The sequence below is a fragment of the Bacillus cereus group sp. MYBK216-1 genome, assembly GCF_051916495.1.
GTDB lineage: Bacteria > Bacillota > Bacilli > Bacillales > Bacillaceae_G > Bacillus_A > Bacillus_A thuringiensis_K.
This window is the reverse complement of sequence record NZ_JBQAGT010000007.1, coordinates 18156-37225: the sequence shown is the minus strand read 5'-3', so window position 1 is coordinate 37225 and position 19070 is coordinate 18156. Positions and strand designations below refer to the sequence as shown.

The following is a 19070-nucleotide window of genomic DNA, read 5'->3' as shown; positions in this document are numbered from 1 at the left end:
ACTAAAATAATTCTTTAGTAGACGAATTAAATTATTGTTGAGTAAGGGGAAAAAAGCAATTATGGATCAGGAAAAAAATAATGCGAATAGGGAAGCACGTCGGCCGATTGTATACATAAAAAGAACAATTATTTTCGTCTTACTACTATCACTTGTATATTTCATGTATACAAAAATTGTTGCGTATAATAAGAAAGAAGAAACTTTAAAAGCGGCAGCAGAAATGAAGAAACAAGAAGAGCTAAAAAAGAAAGAAGAAGAAAAAAAGAAGCAAGAAGAACAAAAACAACAAAAACAAAAAGAGCAGGAAGAACAAGTGAAGCAAGCGCAAGCTGTGGAGAAGCTTACCGAGGGACCACCTCAAGAAATTAATGAAAACGCTCAATTGGACCAGTATTTACAAAACGCAGGATTTAGTGGTACGGCTGTTATTGTGAAGAATGGAAAAGTTCTTTTAAATAAAGGGTACGGCATGGCAAATAAAGAGCAGCAAGTACCAAATAATTCAGAGACAACTTTTTATATTGGCTCTATTTCAAAGGCGTTTGTGGCAACCGCTATTATGCAGTTGAAAGATCAAAATAAATTACAAGTAGAAGATACTGTTGCAAAGTATATTCCAGACTTTCCTCAAGGTAATAGTATTCAGCTAAAACATCTATTAACACATACATCAGGGATTCCCGAATATGAGCAGGGAAAAGAAGATATTTCTCATGAAGAACTGATAAAGCGGATAGGAAATCAAAAGCGTATTGGTGGTCCAGGAGAGAAGTGGAAGTATTCTGATTCGAATTACTCTATACTTGCATACATTGCCGAGAAGGTAAGTGGACAGTCGCTCGAAGAATATATTAAACAACATATTTTTGCTATTGCGGGTATGAAACATTCTGGTTTTGGCACAGCGTTAGAACAAACAAGATTCCCATCAACGGGTTATAAAATAGTAAATAATAATATGACAACACCTAATATTCCGAGCATGTCACAACTATATGGTTGTGGTGATATATACACAAGTGCGCATGATTTATATTTATTTAACGAAGCACTATTCTCTGGTAAATTAATTTCAAAAGAGAGTTACGATCAAATGTTTACGGGTGGAAAAAAGGATTACGGGTTTGGATGGTACGTAGACCCAGGAAGCTATTCGAATCACGGTGTAATGCCAGGATGGAATTGCTTAAACGGATTTAGTAAAAATGGTAGTGTATATGTTGTTTTATTATCTAACATTCAAAATAACATTAAATCATTTGGTAAAGTGAATAACGACATTTATTCGATATTGCGGAATATTGAAGTGTAAGAAACTATCCTTTTGGATAGTTTTTTTTATGCCTTGAACCAAATATTTCTTTTAGAAAATGTATGTCTTACCTATCACAAAAATATCTATTTTGTATACATTAAGATGTATGGATGTGAAATTTTATAATCTAAAAATAATAGGAGGAGAAGTGTATGTGTCTGTTCAGAAAATATTGGCATAAATTATCGAGATTGTTTAATAGGCAATTAGATTATTTTTTAGATAATAAGTTATTACCTGCTGTGGAAAGACTTTTATTTTCACAAAACTTCGCGAGATTTATTCAAAGAAATTCTAAGCAAGCTACAGAGGAATTTATTGAATCAAGTAGATTTCAATCTATTATTTGTAACATTTTAAAAGAATGTAATACATCACCATTTAAAGAAATTGCAGAGCAGTATTTGGGTAAAAACGTAGAAATTACTGTGACAGTTGGACAGTTAACGGGTGTGATTGTAGCGGTTGGAGATGATTTCTTAACACTGCGAGAAGGAATAGGAACAGAAGTTTTATTACCATTTACAAGTATTATATCAATTAAAGAAGCGTAAGAAAGGAGAGTTATATATGTTATTTACTGATGAATTACGTAACCATGTTGGGGAACTAGTGCAAGTTGTGACAGCTGTAGAAATCATTGCAGGCGTTCTTTTATCTGTGACGGATGGGGCAGTAATTGTTCGTACTTCTCCTTCTTATGGACCACCAGAAGATGTAGTTGTACGTATTCCTATTATTGCTTATGTTCGCTTGGAAGGGTAAGAGTGATGCAAGTATGAGAGTGTCAGTTGTGATTCCAGTGCATAATGAAGCAAGTACTTTATCAAAAGTTTTAATAGAAGTAAGAAAGCTCGAACCATATGAAATTATCATAGTAGATAATGGATCGACAGATGGTACGAAAGAAATAGCGCTACAGCATAATTGCCGTGTGATTTATTATAGATATTCCCTTGGTAATGATGTGGGACGGGCAATTGGTGCTAGAGAAGCAAAAGGTGAAATTGTTTTATTTTTAGATGGCGATATCGTCATGAAAAGTGAAGAATTATACAATTTTATTAAAGGAATACAGCAAGGACATGAGATTGTTTTAAATAATTTAACATGGTCCGTTTATTTGAAGATGAGACCGCATTATACGACGGTTGGAAAATATATGTTAAACCGTTATTTGAACAAAAAAGAGTTTGTTGTAGGATCTTTAATTGCGATACCACATGCGATAAGTCGTGAAGTGATTGAAAAACTAGGATGGTGGAATTTAGCGGATCCAGCACTATTTCAAGCGATGGCGATGTCTAGAGGAGTAGATATTTCTGATATGGCTTCAGTTGATGTCATTTACACAAATAAAGTTCGTCCTGTCCATACGGGCACATCACCTGGCTCTCCTTATCCGAAAGCGACTAGTCGTATTATGGGTGATCATTTGCGTGCTTTACAATACGTAATTGAAACATACGGTAATCGCGGTGATTTTTCAGAGGACAATAGAGATAGAGAGTTTGTAGGAAAGTATAAACCAGTTTTATTACAAAAGAAAAAAGCGAAATATAGTGCCATTATCCCGGTATCAGAAGAGAAAACAACTATAAGGTCTGTTATACAAGAAGTGAAAGAAGCAGGTGTAGATGAAATTATAGTTGTCGCGAATGGAGCAGATGTTGAGACTGTTAAACAGGCAAAGCTAGAGAATGTTATTGTTGTTGAATTTACGAAGGCGCTTGGACATAATGTAGCACGAGCAATAGGGGCCATGCATGCTACGGCAGATATTTGTTTATTCGTTGATGGTGATTTTGTTATTCCAGCAAAAAAACTCACTCCATTTTTACATGCTGTTGAAGATGGAAATGACGTGGTGTTAAATGATTTACAATGCTTATTAGATATGTTTCATCCAGCAGATCCAATTAGTATGGGAAAATACTTTTTGAATTTGGTAGCGAAAAGACCAGATTTATGGAATAACTCACTAACTGCTGTACCACATGCCATTCATAAGAAGGTAATAGAGAAAATAGGATATGACTCCCTTATCATTCCGCCATTAGCACAAGTGAAAGCTATTTTAGAAGGATTCTCTATTACAGCAGTAGAGTTAGTAGATGTTATAAAAACAAATCGAGTACGTCCAGAGCAACACGAATTTGTAAATGGACGTATTTCAGCATTTGATCGTATTTTCGGTGATCAAATTGAGGCGATTGCGTATTTATTACAACGTACGGACGAACGCGGTGGCTTTACTGATGGAGATAGAGATAGAGATATAATTCAACAATTGAGAAGGGAAGAAGAGAATACAAATGAATAGTAGTAAAGTAGCTATTATTGGGTTAGGGTATGTTGGCCTTCCTTTAGCAGTACATTTTGCAGAAAGAGGGCATACAGTACTTGGATTAGATAAAGATATTAGAAAAATAGATTCAATTATAAAAGGAGAAAGTTATATTCCGGATGTTTCTTCTAAAGAGTTACAAAGTTTATTGACCAAAAAAAAATTAACAGTAAATACACCGGATCAAGGCATTGCTGATTTTCAAAATAGTGATTATGTTATTGTCACTGTCCCGACTCCAATTAATGAACAAAGAGAACCAGACTTAAGTGCCCTCATTTCAGCTTCGCATTATATACAACAAAACCTTCAAAAAGGACAAACCTTCATTTTTGAAAGCTCCACATATCCAGGCACACTTGAAGAAGTCATCCTACCTATTATTTCTCAAAATGGTAAAAAGGTAGGTGAAGATTTCTATATCGGATATTCCCCTGAGAGAATTGATCCAGCAAATAGTCAATATTCAGTTCAAGTTATTCCAAAAGTTATTAGTGGACAAACAGAAAAGTGTAAACAAAAAGTACAGGAGTTGTATAGCACTACATTTGATGTAGTTGTTCCAGTTAGTTCTCCAAAAGTAGCGGAAATGTGTAAGTTATTTGAAAATATTCAGCGCCTAGTCAATATTTCCTTAGTAAATGAGTTAAACACACTATGTGAAAGTTTAGGAATTGATTTTTATGAGGCGCTTGAAGCCGCATCTACAAAACCATTTGGATTTACCCCATATTGGCCAGGACCAGGAATAGGAGGACATTGTATTCCAGTAGATCCTTTATATTTCCAATGGAGAATAAAAAAGAATGGGGAAATTAGTCAATTAATTGAGGCTGCACATGTGATTAATGAAGAAATGCCAGAGAAAATAGTCCGGAAAGTAAAAAGTGTGGTGCAATCACCTGCAATGGTGTTAATTGTAGGGATTGCGTATAAAAAAGATGTAAATGATTTGAGAGAATCACCAGCGTTACCGATTATTCAGTTATTAAGAAATAAAGGATACGAGATAGAATATCATGATCCTTATATTTCTTCCGCGGAAATGGGAGATAAGGTGTACCAATCTGTTTCTTTAGATGAAGAAAAAGTTAAAAAAGCGGATTGTATTTTAATTTTAACGGATCATTCAAATATTGATTGGAAGCTTTTTAAAGGAATGGATCAAGTAATAGATACACGCGGGATCGTAAAGAAGGTGAGTAAATGAGTAAGAAATGTTTAATTACAGGTGGGGCCGGATTTATCGGGTCGCATTTAGCTGAAGAGTTGATGAGAAGAGGTTATGAGGTCACTGTTGTGGATAACTTTTATAAAGGTAAAAATAAGTATCATAAAGAGTTAATGAAAGAAATCCGTGTTATTCCAATAAGTGTTTTAGATAAAAATTCTATTTATGAATTAGTAGATCAGCATGATGTCGTGTTTCATTTAGCAGCAATTTTAGGTGTGAAAACAACAATGGAAAAAAGTATAGAGCTCATAGAAACGAATTTTGATGGGACGAGAAATATTTTACAAGCAGCGTTAAAAGGAAAGAAGAAAGTAGTTTTTGCTTCTACTTCAGAAGTATATGGTAAGGCCAAGCCGCCTTTCTCTGAAGAGGGAGATCGATTATACGGGGCAACTTCTAAAATACGCTGGAGTTATGCAGTGTGTAAAACATTAGAAGAAACATTATGTTTAGGATACGCATTAGAAGGTTTACCGGTAACGATTGTTCGTTATTTTAATATTTATGGTCCAAGAGCGAAAGATGGTCCGTATGCAGGGGTAATCCCGCGATTTATTAGTGCGGCACTGCAAGGAGAAGACATTCTCGTATATGGAGATGGAGAGCAGACACGTTGTTTTACGTATGTAAGTGATGCGGTAGAGGCAACGATTCGAGCGATGGATGAAAAGGTAAATGGTGAAATTATTAACATAGGTTCTGAGAATGAAAAGAGTATAAAAGAAGTAGCAGAAGTAATTAAAAAACTAACGAAATCTTCTTCGAAAATTGTCCAAGTTCCTTTCGAAGAGGTATACCCACATGGATTTGAAGAAATTCCAAATAGAAGACCGGATGTTGCGAAATTAAGAGAACTTGTTCAGTTTCAAGCAGAAGTAACGTGGGAAGAAGGATTGAAAGAAACTATTAAGTGGTTCCGTGAAGAAAATAATGGCTAAGTCACTATCGGTCATTATACCTGTATGTAATGAAGTTGAAACGATTTCAGATATTATCCAATCGGCAAAAGGATTAAATCCAATAGAGATTATTGTAGTAGCAAACGGTTGTAACGATGGTACAGAAGAGGTTGCTGATCGTTTAGGGTGTAAAGTAATCAAGCATACGGAGCTACTAGGGAACGATGTTGGCCGTGCGGTTGGCGCAAAACACGCGATAGGTGATGTATTACTATTTATAGATGGTGATTTTGCTATTCAAACTTCCAAATTACAATTATTCCTGAATCCGATTTTACATGATCAGACCGACATCGTTTTAAATAACTTGGATGCATTATTTTTAAAAAGGCAAAAACCCAATTCTATTACAGTATGGCGCCAAATATTAAATGCAATGTTAGAGCGTGAAGAATTAAAAATTGATTCCTTATTAGATGCACCTCATGCGTTGACGAAAGAAGTCGTTCAAAGCATTGGATATGAAAGCTTTGTTAATCCTATTGTCGCTCATTTACGCCTAGTTCAAAGTGAATGGAGAATTAGTCGGCATTGTGCAATTGACGTTATTACGCCAAATAAATTTCGGCCGACCGAGCATGCTGCATATGGCACGGGTCTGTCGCAATCTGAAAAACGGATGATAGGTGATCATATAGAAGCTGTAGCGGAGCGAATAGTAGGTAGTGATGAGCGCGGAGGATATTATGATGGAAATAGGAAAAGGGATAGTGTCTATCATACTCTAGATTTCGAAGATTTTTATCAAGGATGGGGCATTACATCTAAATTGTATAAAGGAAAGCAATTATCAGTCATTATTCCTGTACAAGATGAAGAGAAAACAATTGGAAATGTTATAGATGAACTTCGAAAAATTGAACCTTTTGAAATTATCGTTGTAGTAAATGGCTCGTCTGATCAAACCGCAACGATTGCAAAAGAAAAGGGAGCAACAACAATTGTATATAAAGAAGCACTTGGAAACGATGTAGGGCGTTCACTTGGAACTTACTTTGCAAAAGGCGATATTGTGTTGTTTATAGACGGTGACTTTGTTATCCCGGCTAGGGAACTATATCCTTTCGCAAAAGCTATTGCAGATGGAATGGATGTCGCATTAAATGATCTAAATCATTATTTAGATTTAAGAGTACCGCTTCATCTTGTAACTGCATTTAAATATGCATTAAATTTAGCTTGTGATAGAAAGGATTTAGGGGTAGGATCACTTATTGCGGTACCTAATGCATTTAGCCAAAAGTGTTTGAAAGCAATTGGGTATAAATCTTTATTGTCACCTTGTGTAGCACAAGTGAAGGCTCTTCTTTCTGGATTTGAAATTGCATGTGTATATCATGTTGAGGTTGATAAGATGAACCGTATTCGTCCCAGTGAACATTTCGCAAAAATAGGTCACCCTCCAGCTGTACTTCGAATTATAGGTGATCATATAGAGGGACTAGAGCAAATAATTGCATTAACAGACAATCGTGGCGGATTCTATGACGGCAATAGAAAAAGAGATGTTTTAGAGTAGTAACAAAAAAAGTGTACAACATATGTACACTTTTTTGTTCTGTTATAAAAACTATAACAGATTAGGAGATAAGAGTATTACAGCTCTACAATGGGTATTGTTCTTATATTACAAAATAGGACTCGTATATAAGGGTACCAAAAAAATACAATTAAGGAAAGGGTTAATTATAAAGACTTTTAAGTGAAGTTAACACTATACATATAGTAGTTTGCTCAACATTTCACAAACATGTCACAACTGTTTCGTTCACTTTCGCAAAAAAGTAGTATTCTAAGTGTGTAAGCTGTTATATAAAAAATCTTAGTCCTGTACTAATCAAAAATGGAGGAGATTAGGATGACTCAAGTATTAGAAAATGTTAAAAACGCATGGGAAAACTTTAAAGGTGAAAAATGGAAAGCTGAGATTGATGTTCGCGATTTCATTTTAAATAATGTAAACGTTTACGAAGGAGATGAATCTTTCTTAGCGGGAGCAACTGAAGCAACGAAACAACTTTGGGATCAAGTAATGGATTTAACAACAAAAGAACGTGAAAACGGTGGCGTTCTTGATATGGATACAAAAATCGTTTCTTCTATTACATCACATGAACCAGGATATTTAAATAAAGATATTGAAAAAGTAGTCGGTTTCCAAACTGATAAACCATTTAAACGTTCTTTACAACCATATGGTGGTATTCGTATGGCGGAACAAGCTTGTGAATCTTACGGATACGAAATGGATAAAGAACTTAGTCGTATTTTTAGAGATTGGAGAAAGACTCATAACCAAGGTGTATTCGATGCTTATACATCAGAAATGAGAGCTGCTCGTAAATCAGGTGTTATTACTGGTCTTCCAGATGCATACGGACGTGGACGTATTATCGGTGACTACCGTCGTGTAGCATTATATGGGGTAGATCATTTAATTGAAGCGAAAAAAGCTGATTTAAATTTAACTGGCGGTGTAATGAGCGAAGAGACAATGCGTTTACGCGAAGAGTTATCTGAGCAAATGCGTGCACTTCAAGAGTTAAAACAAATGGCTGCTGCTCATGGTTTTGATATTTCTAAGCCAGCAACAAATACGCAAGAAGCATTCCAATGGTTATACTTCGCATATCTTGCAGCAATTAAAGAGCAAAACGGAGCTGCAATGAGTCTTGGACGTACTTCTACATTCTTAGATATTTATATTGAAAGAGATTTAGCAAATGGTACTTTAACAGAAGAAGAAGTACAAGAAATTGTGGATCACTTCATTATGAAATTACGTCTTGTGAAATTTGCAAGAACTCCTGATTATAATGAATTATTCTCTGGTGACCCAACTTGGGTAACTGAGTCTATCGGTGGTATGGCATTAGATGGTCGTTCATTAGTAACAAAGAACTCATTCCGTTTCTTGCATACATTAGATAATTTAGGACCAGCTCCAGAACCAAACTTAACAGTTCTTTGGTCTAAACAATTACCACAAAACTTTAAAAACTACTGTGCAAAAATGTCTATTAAAACATCAGCAATTCAATATGAAAATGATGACATTATGCGTGCTGATTACGGCGATGACTACGGAATTGCTTGCTGTGTATCTGCAATGAGAATTGGTAAACAAATGCAATTCTTCGGCGCACGTGCAAACTTAGCAAAAGCATTACTATATGCGATTAACGGTGGTAAAGATGAAAAATCTAAAGCACAAGTTGGTCCTGAGTACGCACCGATTACTTCTGAAGTATTAGATTATGAAGAAGTTATGCATAAGTTTGATATGACAATGGAATGGTTAGCAGGCCTGTATTTAAACACATTAAATGTTATTCATTACATGCATGATAAATATAGCTACGAACGTATTGAAATGGCACTTCATGATACAAATGTTCTTCGTACAATGGCAACAGGTATCGCGGGTCTATCTGTAGTGGCAGATTCATTAAGTGCAATTAAATACGCAAAAGTAAAACCAATTCGTGATGAAAATGGTATTGCAGTTGACTTCGAGATTGAAGGAGATTTCCCTAAATACGGTAACAATGATGATCGTGTAGATGAGATTGCTGTAAATCTTGTAAAAACATTTATGAATAAACTTCGTAAACATAAAACATACAGAAATTCTGTTCATACAATGTCAATCTTAACAATCACATCTAACGTTGTATATGGTAAGAAAACTGGTAATACTCCAGATGGCCGCCGTACTGGAGAACCATTTGCACCAGGTGCGAACCCAATGCATGGACGTGATACAAAAGGTGCATTAGCTTCATTATTATCTGTGGCTAAATTACCATATAAAGATGCACAAGATGGTATTTCTAATACATTCTCTATTATTCCGAAAGCACTTGGTAAAGAAGATGATGTACAAGTACGTAACTTAGTATCAATGCTTGATGGCTATGCAGTAAAAGAAGGTCACCACTTAAATATTAACGTATTTAACCGTGAAACATTAATGGATGCAATGGAACATCCTGAGAAGTATCCACAATTAACAATTCGTGTATCTGGTTATGCTGTAAACTTTATTAAATTAACTCGTGAACAACAAATTGATGTAATTAACCGTACAATGCATGAAAGCATGTAAATGAAAAAAAGTGTCCCTTCGTTCTTAATATATAGCGAAGGGAGGCTGTTTCAATAAAGGAGGAAGTAACATGGTAAAAGGAAGAATACATTCTGTAGAGTCTTGTGGTACTGTTGATGGCCCAGGGATTCGTTATGTCATATTTACACAAGGGTGTTTATTACGTTGTCAATATTGTCATAATGCTGATACGTGGGAAATCGGTAAAGGTAAAGAAATAACAGTTGAAGAAGTGATGCAGGATGTGACATGTTACCTTCCATTTATTGAAGCTTCCGGAGGCGGTATAACAGTTAGCGGTGGAGAGCCATTATTACAGCTAGACTTTTTAATTGAGTTGTTTAAAAAGTGTAAAGAGGCTGGTATCCATACAACAATTGACTCTTCTGGTGGTTGTTATTCTGAAGAACCAGAATTCCAAAATAAGCTAGATATTTTAATGGATTATACAGATTTAGTTTTATTGGATCTGAAACATATCGATTCCAAAAAGCATCGTAAATTAACAGGGAAACCAAATGAACATATTTTACAATTTGCTCGTTATTTATCGGATAAGAATAAACCGATTTGGGTACGACACGTATTAGTCCCTGGTGTTACGGATAATGAAGAGGATCTACAAAAACTATCTAGCTTTATTCAAAGCCTGTCTAATGTTCAAAAAGTTGAAGTGTTACCATATCATAAGCTTGGTGTATATAAATGGGAGGCGCTTGGACACAAGTACCCACTCGCAAATGTAGAACCACCTACTGAGAAAAATGTAGAACATGCTAAACATATTTTACAAGCGGTCTAATCCAAATATTGGATTAGGCTTTTTGCTTTCTTTACAATAAAATCTAGAGTATATATTGATAAAAGAGTATACTGAAAGTAGAATATCCATAATTTTGTAAGGAATAAGTGGAGAAATTTACATAATTGTAAAGGGAAATCAAAATAGTAAAAAGAATTAAGAAGTAAAAGAGTGAGTATCATGGAATAGAGAACATTTGTAAGTTATTGCGAAAGCTCTTATAGGAAAGTATAATGTAAAGATATGAGCACAGATAGGATTAAGGGGTCAATCTTATATGCTTTGCATATCCACGACAGGTACATAGCTGAAAGGGAATTATTAGAATCTGTTTATGTAATTTTTAAGGAAAATGTTTTTCCTATTGTCGTATATGCAATATGGAGAAACAAAAAGCTAGGAGTGGATTTGTTTGATAAAAAACCCCAAGGTTTTAATATTAACTGCACATTACGGTAATGGTCATGTGCAAGTAGCAAAAACATTAGAACAAACATTTCGCCAAAAAGGAATTGAAGATGTTATTGTATGCGACTTGTTTGGAGAATCACATCCATTTATAACTGACATTACAAAATATCTATATTTAAAAAGTTATACAATAGGAAAAGAATTATATCGTTTGTTTTATTACGGGGTAGAAAAAATTTATGATAAGAAAATAGCATCTTGGTATGCGAACTTTGGAAGAAAACGTTTGAAAACACTGTTACAGGTGGAGAAACCAGATATTGTAATTAATACATTTCCAATTATCGCTGTACCAGAATTGAAGAAACAAACAGGTATTTCAATTCCTGTCTATAACGTATTAACGGATTTTTGCGTGCACAAAATATGGATTCATCGAGAAGTAGATCGTTATTTTGTTGCAACGGATCACGTGAAAGAATTGATGGTTGATATCGGTGTACCTGCGGAACAAATTGTTGAAACAGGAATTCCAATTCGGAGTAGTTTTGAGTTAAAGGTAAATCCAGAAATCATATATAATAAATATCAGTTATGTGAGAACAAAAAGATTTTACTAATTGTAGCAGGTGCTCATGGAGTATTAGGAAATGTAAAAGAACTATGCCAATCATTTATGTCAGTGCCTAATTTACAAGTAGTTGTCGTTTGTGGAAAAAATGAAGCTTTAAAACAGGATTTATTAAGTTTACAGAAGCAAAATTCCGATGCATTAAAAGTGTTTGGGTATGTTGAAAATATTGATGAATTATTCCGTGTTACTTCTTGTATGATTACGAAGCCAGGCGGAATAACATTAAGTGAAGCAGCAGCGTTGCAAGTACCTGTCATTTTATATAAGCCTGTTCCAGGACAAGAAAATGAAAATGCGATGTACTTTGAAAGAAAGGGAGCAGCAGTTGTCATTCGCGATGATAGTGAGGTTTTTGCTAAAACAGAGGCATTATTACAAGATGATGTGAAGCTTCTTCAAATGAAAGAAGCAATGAAAAGCATCTATCTTCCAGAGCCAGCTGGTCATATTGTAGATGCAATTTTGGCAGAAAATCATGCAGAACCGCGCCATATACCTATTAAATCACCTGCTCTTGCACAATCTTTTACTTAATATGAAACCCTCTTTGTATATGTAAAGAGGGTTCTTTATTATTTTCAAAGAAAATTTAGCCAGTTATCCACAAAAGGATTACGCTTTCATTAAACAGTAAAGTCGGAATATTAACAACTATATCCACATTGTCCACAATTTTTAGAAAAATATCCACAATTAAAACAGCTGATATATGCTTTAATATAGAAAAATATTAAATGTTTTTGAAAATTACTAACAATTTCATTGATTTTGTGGATAAAGTTGTCCACAGCAAAAAAGACCCTTATGTATAAGGGTCCTTTTTGCTTACTTCTATCAGTCGAGAAAATTGTGTAATGAAAATGAATAATTAGGGGGGAAACTTCTAATTATTCATTTTCACTTTAAATGCTTTTCGAGCGATATCCTGCTGCACGATCTGCTTTTTGAAATTCGCGTTGATAGAGAACTTCTTGTGTACTAGATAATGTGTTTTTTGCTTTATCACGTTTCTTTTTATCCATTACAAATCACCTCGTGTCTTAAAGTTACTATTTATCGTTTCCAAAGACATGAGGGGATATACGCATATGGAAAATGTTAACTATTGATTATTATTTCAGAAAATTTAGATTACGCTTCTTTTAATTGATGAGCATCTTGGAAGGTTGTATCTCGCATTGTAGCAAGTGTGTATTGATCTTTTGGAATTTCATATAAGTTATACACTTCTTCGTTTGCGTTAATTTCATCATATACGGCTTTTCTTGTTTCGTTTGCTAGATTCACATATTGCAGTTTTTCTGCAGCTTTAATAGAACGAATATTTATTTTACGAATACGCATGAAAATTGTTTCAATATCTAATTCATAGAAAAGTTCACTAAAAAATGAATCTTTTGCCAATTTATTATAGCCTTTTCCATGATATGGTTTGCCAAGCCATGTCCCGAGAAATCCAGCTTTTTCTTGCACATCAAATAAAGTAATTGTTCCGATAGGGTTACCCCATTCATCTAAAATTGTGCGTGAAATTAATTCACCACGCTCTTCAGCTTCAATCGTTTGTTTCGTTAAGAATAAATATTCTTCATAAGAATAAGCCTTTTGACGCACAAAAGGGAAGACAGCTGGATCCACCATTAACTCGTATAGAACGTGGCTGTCGTGTAAGTCGCGTTTTTTCAACATACTAACTCCTCCTCACACGAGGGTAGCATGACGAAAAAACACCCCACCCTCGAAATTTTTATATCAATCTTTAAAAAATTTCGGGGTGGGAATCGAACCCACTAGAACCAGTTTCTAACGCTGGTGGCGCACCATTTGCCTTCCCCATTCATCAATTTGAAAATGATAATCACGACACAAATTGATTATGGTTTCATTCAGTTTATAATCGTATAATACTTTATCTAGTCAAAAAAATAAACTAGTTTTTTTTATTTTTTTTGTAAATTATTTTTCCATCAATCATAGTTAGTACAGGCTTGGCTAAATAATGGAAAGGATGATGAGTCCATAACACGAGATCGGCGTCTTTTCCAACCTCGATGCTTCCAATTCTATCCTCTAAACGCAAATTTCGCGCTGGAAATATGGTGATTCCTTCTAGTGCTGTTTTCTCGTCTAACCCTTCTCTTACTGCGACAGCGGCACAAATATTTAAATATTGAATGGGTGTATAAGGATGATCTGTTGTTATAGAAACTTCCACACCATTTTTAGATAATATATGGTAAGTATCCCATGTCTTGTTTTTTAGTTCGATTTTAGAACGACGTGTCAGAGTGGGACCAACTGAAACCTTCAAATTGTGTTTCGAAAGCTCTTCAACAAGAAAGTGTCCTTCTGTACAATGTTCAATACGTAGATCAAGGTTGAATTCCGTTGCAAAGCGTAGCGCAGAACTAATATCATCTGCTCGATGGGCGTGGATACGTACGGGTATTTCACGACGTAATGCTTTTAAAATAGGAAGCATTCGAAAATCAGCTTCGTGCCCGTAGTGTTGCGCTTCATAGAATGATTCCCGAAGTAACCCCATAATCCCCATACGTGTAATGGATTCTTTTGTTCCATTACTATGGACTTTTTTAGGATTTTCTCCAAAGGCAATCTTTAAACCAGCAGGTTCTTGAATAATCATATGATCAATACAAGTTCCAGCTGTTTTTATTACACAAGTCGTACCCCCGATAATATTTTGACTGCCAGGCATAACGTGAACGGTTGTAATTCCGTTTTGTACAGCGTCTTGAAAGGCAATATCGAAAGGGTGGATCCCATCTAAAGAACGAATATGTGGTGTTGAAACTTCAGATGTTTCATTGGCATCATTTCCAGCCCAACCAGTACCCTCATCATAGAGACCAAGGTGAGTATGGACATCAATAAAGCCAGGTAAGAGATGGAGTGCTCGTGCATCTATAACGGTCATATCCTGAGTAGGTTGAATAAAAGGTTTGACCTCGGTAATTCGCTCTCCTGTAACGAGTACATCGCCTTGAAATTTTTGAGATGTAATAGGGTATACAATGGCTTGTTTGAGCAATATTTTCATAGGTACCTCATTTCTGTTACTTTATAATGCTAATGGAAGTTAAGGGAAAGTAACTGAAAGGTTATTTGTATAGTGATGCTTCGGATTCTAGAAAATGAAAGTTTTGAAAGAGCCCATGTAAAATTGTGTTTTAGAAGTACTACATTGTATGCGAAAGTATATTTTGTAATGCATGGTCTATTGCCGGAAATGTGTATTGGTATCCATGTTCAATTGCTTTAATGGGTAATACACGTTGCCCTTCTAGTACAAGTATGCTCATTTCACCTAATAAAGTTTGAATGATAAATGAAGGTACAGGCAACCAATGAGGTTTTTTCATTATAGTTGCAATGGTTTCTCCAAATTCCTTCATTCTTATAGGTGTTGGTGCTGTCATATTAAGAGGACCATCAATTTCTTTTTTGTGTATGATGAAATCCATCATACGAACGACATCGTCTATATGAATCCATGATAACCATTGCTTCCCAGAACCAATGGTGCCGCCGATATAGAATTGATAGGGAAGTAGCATTTTTGGAAGAGCTCCTCCATTTGCACCTAATACAACTCCAAATCTTGTGTAGATTGTTCGTATTCCGAGAGAACTTGCTTTAGATGCTTCTTGTTCCCATGAATATACTGTATTTGCTAAAAAGTCATTTCCAGGAGTCTTATCCTGTTCTGTAAAAGATTCTATTTCAGACGTTCCATAGTATCCAATAGCACTTGCGTTAATAAATGTGTGTGGTTTTGTATGGAGTGTTTGCAATTGTTTAATGAGTCCTTTTGTTGTTTGAATTCTACTGTTTAAAATGGCTTTCTTTTGTTGCTTTGTCCATCTACTATTAATAGACTCTCCGGCTAGATTAATAACTACATCAATAGAAGAGAGGGGGAAGGTTTGTAAATCCGGTGTCCATTGAACATACTGAAGGTTAGGGTCGGAAGTTTCAGTAGTTTTTTTTCGTGTGAGAATGTAAACAGTATATCCTTTTTGAATAAAAAAAGTAGAAAGGTATTTGCCGATAAAGCCTGTACCACCAGAAATTGAGATTTTCACAAGTATTTCCTCCTCATTATATATATTCTTGAAAAGAAAAAATGTTCCTCGACTATGTTAAAATAATAGAGAGGTGAGAGTATGGCTGTCATTACAAAAATCGAAGTACAAAAACGATCGAAAGAACGATTTAATATTTATATTGATAAAGGTCAAGGCGAAGAGTACGGATTTAGTGTGGATCAAGTAATCTTAATAAAACATGGATTACAAAAAGGATTAGAAATTGATGAAATCGAGTTAGGAAATATTTTGTACAATGAAGAAGTACAAAAAGCATATTTACAAGCAATCTCCTATTTATCCTATCAAATGAGAACAAAACAAGAAATAGAAGATTTTTTACGAAAAAAAGAAGTGGGACAGGCCATCATCTCTGAAGTCGTTTCGAAATTATTACATGATCGATATATTAATGATAAAGAGTATGCTGTTTTATATACGCGAACGCAAAGTAATGTGAATCGAAAAGGTCCAACTGTTATTAAAAGAGAGCTATTAAATAAAGGTGTTCAGGATTTAATTATTACACATAGTTTACAAGAATATCCAAAGGAAAAGCAAATTGAGAATGCTTCGTTTCTCATAGAAAAGAAGAAAAAATCTTATCAAAAGCATTCTTTTTTACAAATGAAACTAAAGTTAGATGAGATGCTTGTTCGAAAAGGATATTCTAGAGAAGTAATTCAGATTTGTTTGGAAGAATTGAAAGACGAAAAAGATGACGAAAAGCAACAAGAAGCGTTACACTATCATGGGAATAAATATTATGAGAAATATAAGAAGCATGATGGATGGACATTTGAAAACAAGATGAAACAAGCGTTATATCGAAAAGGATTCTCTATTGATGAAATCGAGATATTTTTGCAAATGAAACGCGAAGAGGAATGAGGAGAATAAGATGAATATGCCAAAACGCTACAGTGAAATGACACCGCATGAGCTAAGGGAAGAAATTGGCGCTTTGAAGGAGCAAGCAGTAAAAGCTGAGCAGCTTGGGATTGTCAATGAATTTGATGTATTAATGAGAAAAATGGCAATGGCTCGTGCTTATATGACGGATATAAACAAATTCCGTATTGGTGAAACATATGAATTAGTAGAAGAACCTGGTGTATTATTTAAAATTACGTATTTCAATGGGGTATTTGCTTGGGGATATAAGCAAAATGATAATGAAGAGATTGGCATACCAATTTCCTTATTGCAAGAAAAATAAAAACCAGAGAGCACATATCTCTCTGGTTTTCATCTTTGGTAGGCGTTAAAGGAGATAGGAGATTCTAAAATTGGCGTTTTTTACATTCATTTGCCAATATAATGAGAGACTGGGTTTGTTGCGTCTGTCCGTTAACTTGCGCTTTCGCATGTTTTGGACGAGTCCACGTATGGTTAAATAATTCAGAACGACTATCTAAGCGATCACGGTAGCTCATCTTTATCACCTCGTGTAGGAAGTTAATTTAATTTGTACTACTCTTCCTGCTGATTTGCAGCACGCATACGTTCTTGTGGGTGCGTGTTAATTGTGCCGTTAGGTCGTTTCGAAGCGAAGCGTGATTTCGCTTTCGGTTGACCGTCGATTTTGCTGTTATTTTTTGACTCAGACCAAAATTCGGCTTGTTTACCCATTGCGAACGCCCTCCTCATTATCGGTTGATACCTCTTCTTTAAGAAGTATCAATTATAGAATGTGCAAAATTGAAGAAACTATCCTTTAGAAATGAAGGGATAAATAGGTAAAAGGAGATTATAATATGAATGATATTTATGAAATATTAACGAAAGAATTATTAGACAAGAATGACAAGCTTTCTTACGCACAAGCTCGTGCGTGGGTTGAGTTACTATGGGAAGATTTTCAAACAACTTATGCCAAATCAGGTCGTTATCAAGGCGATGAAATGACGGAACAAGTGGTACGATCATGGATTAATAATCATGGTATACGCCTTCATGAAATGCGTACAAATAATCCGAAGTATAGCCATTTAATTAATCAAGAAGATCATTTGAAACATTAAAAAAAGCGACTTAAGTCGCTTTTTTTAATGTGGAAGTAATTCTAGTTTTTTTCGAAGTTTTTCTTCACTAAAAATCCATCCTGTATAGGAGCTAATAATATTTAAATTGTGGTCGAGCTGAACGATCGCGACAAATGGATAATAATCTTTACTTCGGTATCGTAAATCAATGAATCGTACTTCGTAATAATGATCATGATCAAAAATATCCCAGCGATATACAGGAGAGAAAGATAAGAAGGCTGAGATGTTTTCATCTTGTTTAGCTGCTCGCATAATATCATTGTCTGGGAACGGTACCCGATCGAACTTATCATATATCATGATGTTACCACGATGCCATCTCGCAACGTAGTAATAATCAGCCGTAACGACTGCTAAATGATAATGATAAAATCGGTAAGAAGGAGAAATGATAATCTTCTCTACATTGTTGAAACGTTTGTGTACAACGCTTCTTATATTTCTATGCATCATAATCCGTCCGATATAGTAAATAATCATTAATATATATGCTGCTAAGGCTGTATATCCTTTATGAGAACCGACGAGCATGCAAGCAATTGCAAGTATATGGATAAAGAAAATTACGGTATCGAATGTATTAATTATGCCAAGTGCGACCCATTTTTTTGTGAAAGGTCGTAATGCTTGTGTACCATAGGCGTTGAAAATATCTACAAAGACGTGAAGAAAGACGGCAATAAATGACCAAAGTAGTAAATGAAGATATGGAGCTTCTGAAAAGAAGGCGAAAGAGATGCCACTTATAAGGAATGACCAAAGAATTACCGCGGGAATGGAATGAGTAATCCCACGATGATTTCTTATATATTTAGCGTTATTACGCAATTTTAAAACTGTGTCAATGTCAGGAATGTTGGAACCAGCAATTGTAGCAAGCATAACAGCTTGAGGGCCAATATCACTTTGTGCTATGGCTGGATCTAATGTTGCTAAGCTACCTAAAGTGATACCCATAACAAGGTGAGTGGCTGTGTCCATAGAAATCCACCTCCGTTTTTTTATTAATGTAACTCTTTTTATTCGATACCTCAAGTCCTTTGCCTTCTATTTCCTATGTCATCTTACTTAAATTTTTTCCTAAAATCTTTATAATAGTA

The 19070-nt window shown here is 35.0% G+C and carries 20 protein-coding genes; 13 read left to right on the top strand and 7 right to left on the bottom strand.

Annotation, left to right across the window (positions count from 1 at the left end; all coding sequences use genetic code 11):
• Positions 1-61 precede the first annotated feature (61 nt).
• The 10 genes from ACTFRH_RS22500 to ACTFRH_RS22455 all read left to right on the top strand — a co-directional run bounded on the left by ACTFRH_RS22500 (position 62) and on the right by ACTFRH_RS22455 (position 12347).
• Complete coding sequence (locus tag ACTFRH_RS22500) at positions 62-1315, top strand: serine hydrolase domain-containing protein (protein ID WP_440048857.1); 1254 nt, start codon at positions 62-64, stop codon at positions 1313-1315.
• Between the two features lie 155 nt (positions 1316-1470).
• On the top strand, positions 1471-1872 hold the full coding sequence (locus ACTFRH_RS22495; protein WP_000335529.1) for a hypothetical protein: 402 nt from the start codon (positions 1471-1473) through the stop codon (positions 1870-1872).
• A 16-nt stretch (positions 1873-1888) separates the two neighbouring features.
• Entirely contained in the window at positions 1889-2083 is a 195-nt protein-coding gene (locus ACTFRH_RS22490; protein ID WP_000899469.1) for a hypothetical protein, read from the top strand.
• A gap of 13 nt (positions 2084-2096) precedes the next feature.
• The gene (locus tag ACTFRH_RS22485) at positions 2097-3641 is read left to right on the top strand and encodes a glycosyltransferase family 2 protein (RefSeq protein WP_001266454.1); all 1545 of its coding nucleotides are present in this window, start codon (positions 2097-2099) and stop codon (positions 3639-3641) included.
• Positions 3634-4875 (top strand): nucleotide sugar dehydrogenase, encoded by a 1242-nt coding sequence (locus tag ACTFRH_RS22480; RefSeq protein WP_001088927.1) that lies wholly within the window; start codon positions 3634-3636, stop codon positions 4873-4875. Before ACTFRH_RS22485 ends, ACTFRH_RS22480 begins: the two co-directional genes overlap by 8 nt.
• Positions 4872-5837 (top strand): NAD-dependent epimerase/dehydratase family protein, encoded by a 966-nt coding sequence (locus ACTFRH_RS22475; RefSeq protein ID WP_000037019.1) that lies wholly within the window; start codon positions 4872-4874, stop codon positions 5835-5837. The genes ACTFRH_RS22480 and ACTFRH_RS22475 overlap by 4 nt, the downstream gene beginning before the upstream one ends.
• On the top strand, positions 5830-7377 hold the full coding sequence (locus ACTFRH_RS22470; RefSeq protein WP_033703498.1) for a glycosyltransferase family 2 protein: 1548 nt from the start codon (positions 5830-5832) through the stop codon (positions 7375-7377). The genes ACTFRH_RS22475 and ACTFRH_RS22470 overlap by 8 nt, the downstream gene beginning before the upstream one ends.
• Positions 7378-7716: 339 nt before the next feature.
• Positions 7717-9966 carry a formate C-acetyltransferase gene (gene pflB / locus ACTFRH_RS22465; RefSeq protein WP_000195482.1) on the top strand — a complete coding sequence of 750 codons (2250 nt, stop codon included), beginning with the start codon at positions 7717-7719 and terminating at the stop codon, positions 9964-9966.
• 70 nt (positions 9967-10036) lie between these two features.
• A complete protein-coding gene (gene pflA / locus ACTFRH_RS22460) occupies positions 10037-10768 on the top strand; it encodes a pyruvate formate-lyase-activating protein (protein ID WP_000238466.1) in 732 nt (243 codons plus the stop codon).
• Between the two features lie 412 nt (positions 10769-11180).
• Positions 11181-12347, top strand: a complete 1167-nt coding sequence (locus tag ACTFRH_RS22455; protein WP_000594687.1) for a diglucosyl diacylglycerol synthase — start codon at positions 11181-11183, stop codon at positions 12345-12347.
• Positions 12348-12715: 368 nt separating this feature from the next.
• Here ACTFRH_RS22455 and ACTFRH_RS22450 read toward each other — a convergent pair whose 3' ends face one another.
• The 4 genes from ACTFRH_RS22450 to ACTFRH_RS22435 form a co-directional block, all read right to left on the bottom strand.
• Positions 12716-12835 (bottom strand): YfhE family protein, encoded by a 120-nt coding sequence (locus ACTFRH_RS22450; protein ID WP_000358482.1) that lies wholly within the window; start codon positions 12833-12835, stop codon positions 12716-12718.
• A gap of 109 nt (positions 12836-12944) precedes the next feature.
• Complete coding sequence (locus ACTFRH_RS22445; protein ID WP_000914737.1) at positions 12945-13502, bottom strand: GNAT family N-acetyltransferase; 558 nt, start codon at positions 13500-13502, stop codon at positions 12945-12947.
• 241 nt (positions 13503-13743) lie between these two features.
• A complete protein-coding gene (locus ACTFRH_RS22440) occupies positions 13744-14874 on the bottom strand; it encodes an amidohydrolase (protein WP_000698317.1) in 1131 nt (376 codons plus the stop codon).
• Positions 14875-15013: 139 nt separating this feature from the next.
• Positions 15014-15919, bottom strand: coding sequence for a TIGR01777 family oxidoreductase (locus ACTFRH_RS22435; RefSeq protein WP_000703249.1), 906 nt, complete (start codon positions 15917-15919; stop codon positions 15014-15016).
• 81 nt (positions 15920-16000) lie between these two features.
• On the opposite strand from ACTFRH_RS22435, the gene recX reads away from it, so the two are divergent.
• Positions 16001-16813: a recombination regulator RecX gene (gene recX / locus ACTFRH_RS22430; protein WP_000268503.1), complete on the top strand. Its 813-nt coding sequence runs from the start codon at positions 16001-16003 to the stop codon at positions 16811-16813.
• A gap of 10 nt (positions 16814-16823) precedes the next feature.
• Positions 16824-17141: a YfhH family protein gene (locus tag ACTFRH_RS22425; protein WP_001057024.1), complete on the top strand. Its 318-nt coding sequence runs from the start codon at positions 16824-16826 to the stop codon at positions 17139-17141.
• 64 nt (positions 17142-17205) lie between these two features.
• On the opposite strand, the gene ACTFRH_RS22420 is transcribed toward ACTFRH_RS22425, so the two are convergent.
• Both ACTFRH_RS22420 and ACTFRH_RS22415 read right to left on the bottom strand, forming a co-directional pair.
• Positions 17206-17358 (bottom strand): YpzG family protein, encoded by a 153-nt coding sequence (locus ACTFRH_RS22420; protein ID WP_000122093.1) that lies wholly within the window; start codon positions 17356-17358, stop codon positions 17206-17208.
• 37 nt (positions 17359-17395) lie between these two features.
• Positions 17396-17554 (bottom strand): small, acid-soluble spore protein K, encoded by a 159-nt coding sequence (locus ACTFRH_RS22415; protein WP_000517891.1) that lies wholly within the window; start codon positions 17552-17554, stop codon positions 17396-17398.
• A 125-nt stretch (positions 17555-17679) separates the two neighbouring features.
• Between ACTFRH_RS22415 and ACTFRH_RS22410 the strand changes: the two genes are divergently transcribed.
• Entirely contained in the window at positions 17680-17946 is a 267-nt protein-coding gene (locus ACTFRH_RS22410; RefSeq protein ID WP_000998165.1) for a YfhJ family protein, read from the top strand.
• Positions 17947-17970: 24 nt separating this feature from the next.
• On the opposite strand, the gene ACTFRH_RS22405 is transcribed toward ACTFRH_RS22410, so the two are convergent.
• On the bottom strand, positions 17971-18951 hold the full coding sequence (locus tag ACTFRH_RS22405) for a metal-dependent hydrolase (protein ID WP_000379107.1): 981 nt from the start codon (positions 18949-18951) through the stop codon (positions 17971-17973).
• Between the last annotated feature and the right edge of the window lie 119 nt (positions 18952-19070).

Bases quoted from the DNA above. Each gene is read 5' to 3' on its own strand.
- ACTFRH_RS22500 (WP_440048857.1), top strand. From the start codon at position 62: ATGGATCAGGAAAAAAATAATGCGAATAGGGAAGCACGTCGGCCGATT.
- ACTFRH_RS22495 (WP_000335529.1), top strand. From the start codon at position 1,471: ATGTGTCTGTTCAGAAAATATTGGCATAAATTATCGAGATTGTTTAAT.
- ACTFRH_RS22490 (WP_000899469.1), top strand. From the start codon at position 1,889: ATGTTATTTACTGATGAATTACGTAACCATGTTGGGGAACTAGTGCAA.
- ACTFRH_RS22485 (WP_001266454.1), top strand. From the start codon at position 2,097: ATGAGAGTGTCAGTTGTGATTCCAGTGCATAATGAAGCAAGTACTTTA.
- ACTFRH_RS22480 (WP_001088927.1), top strand. From the start codon at position 3,634: ATGAATAGTAGTAAAGTAGCTATTATTGGGTTAGGGTATGTTGGCCTT.
- ACTFRH_RS22475 (WP_000037019.1), top strand. From the start codon at position 4,872: ATGAGTAAGAAATGTTTAATTACAGGTGGGGCCGGATTTATCGGGTCG.
- ACTFRH_RS22470 (WP_033703498.1), top strand. From the start codon at position 5,830: ATGGCTAAGTCACTATCGGTCATTATACCTGTATGTAATGAAGTTGAA.
- pflB (WP_000195482.1), top strand. From the start codon at position 7,717: ATGACTCAAGTATTAGAAAATGTTAAAAACGCATGGGAAAACTTTAAA.
- pflA (WP_000238466.1), top strand. From the start codon at position 10,037: ATGGTAAAAGGAAGAATACATTCTGTAGAGTCTTGTGGTACTGTTGAT.
- ACTFRH_RS22450 (WP_000358482.1), bottom strand. From the start codon at position 12,835: ATGGATAAAAAGAAACGTGATAAAGCAAAAAACACATTATCTAGTACA.
- ACTFRH_RS22445 (WP_000914737.1), bottom strand. From the start codon at position 13,502: ATGTTGAAAAAACGCGACTTACACGACAGCCACGTTCTATACGAGTTA.
- ACTFRH_RS22440 (WP_000698317.1), bottom strand. From the start codon at position 14,874: ATGAAAATATTGCTCAAACAAGCCATTGTATACCCTATTACATCTCAA.
- recX (WP_000268503.1), top strand. From the start codon at position 16,001: ATGGCTGTCATTACAAAAATCGAAGTACAAAAACGATCGAAAGAACGA.
- ACTFRH_RS22425 (WP_001057024.1), top strand. From the start codon at position 16,824: ATGAATATGCCAAAACGCTACAGTGAAATGACACCGCATGAGCTAAGG.
- ACTFRH_RS22420 (WP_000122093.1), bottom strand. From the start codon at position 17,358: ATGAGCTACCGTGATCGCTTAGATAGTCGTTCTGAATTATTTAACCAT.
- ACTFRH_RS22415 (WP_000517891.1), bottom strand. From the start codon at position 17,554: ATGGGTAAACAAGCCGAATTTTGGTCTGAGTCAAAAAATAACAGCAAA.
- ACTFRH_RS22410 (WP_000998165.1), top strand. From the start codon at position 17,680: ATGAATGATATTTATGAAATATTAACGAAAGAATTATTAGACAAGAAT.
- ACTFRH_RS22405 (WP_000379107.1), bottom strand. From the start codon at position 18,951: ATGGACACAGCCACTCACCTTGTTATGGGTATCACTTTAGGTAGCTTA.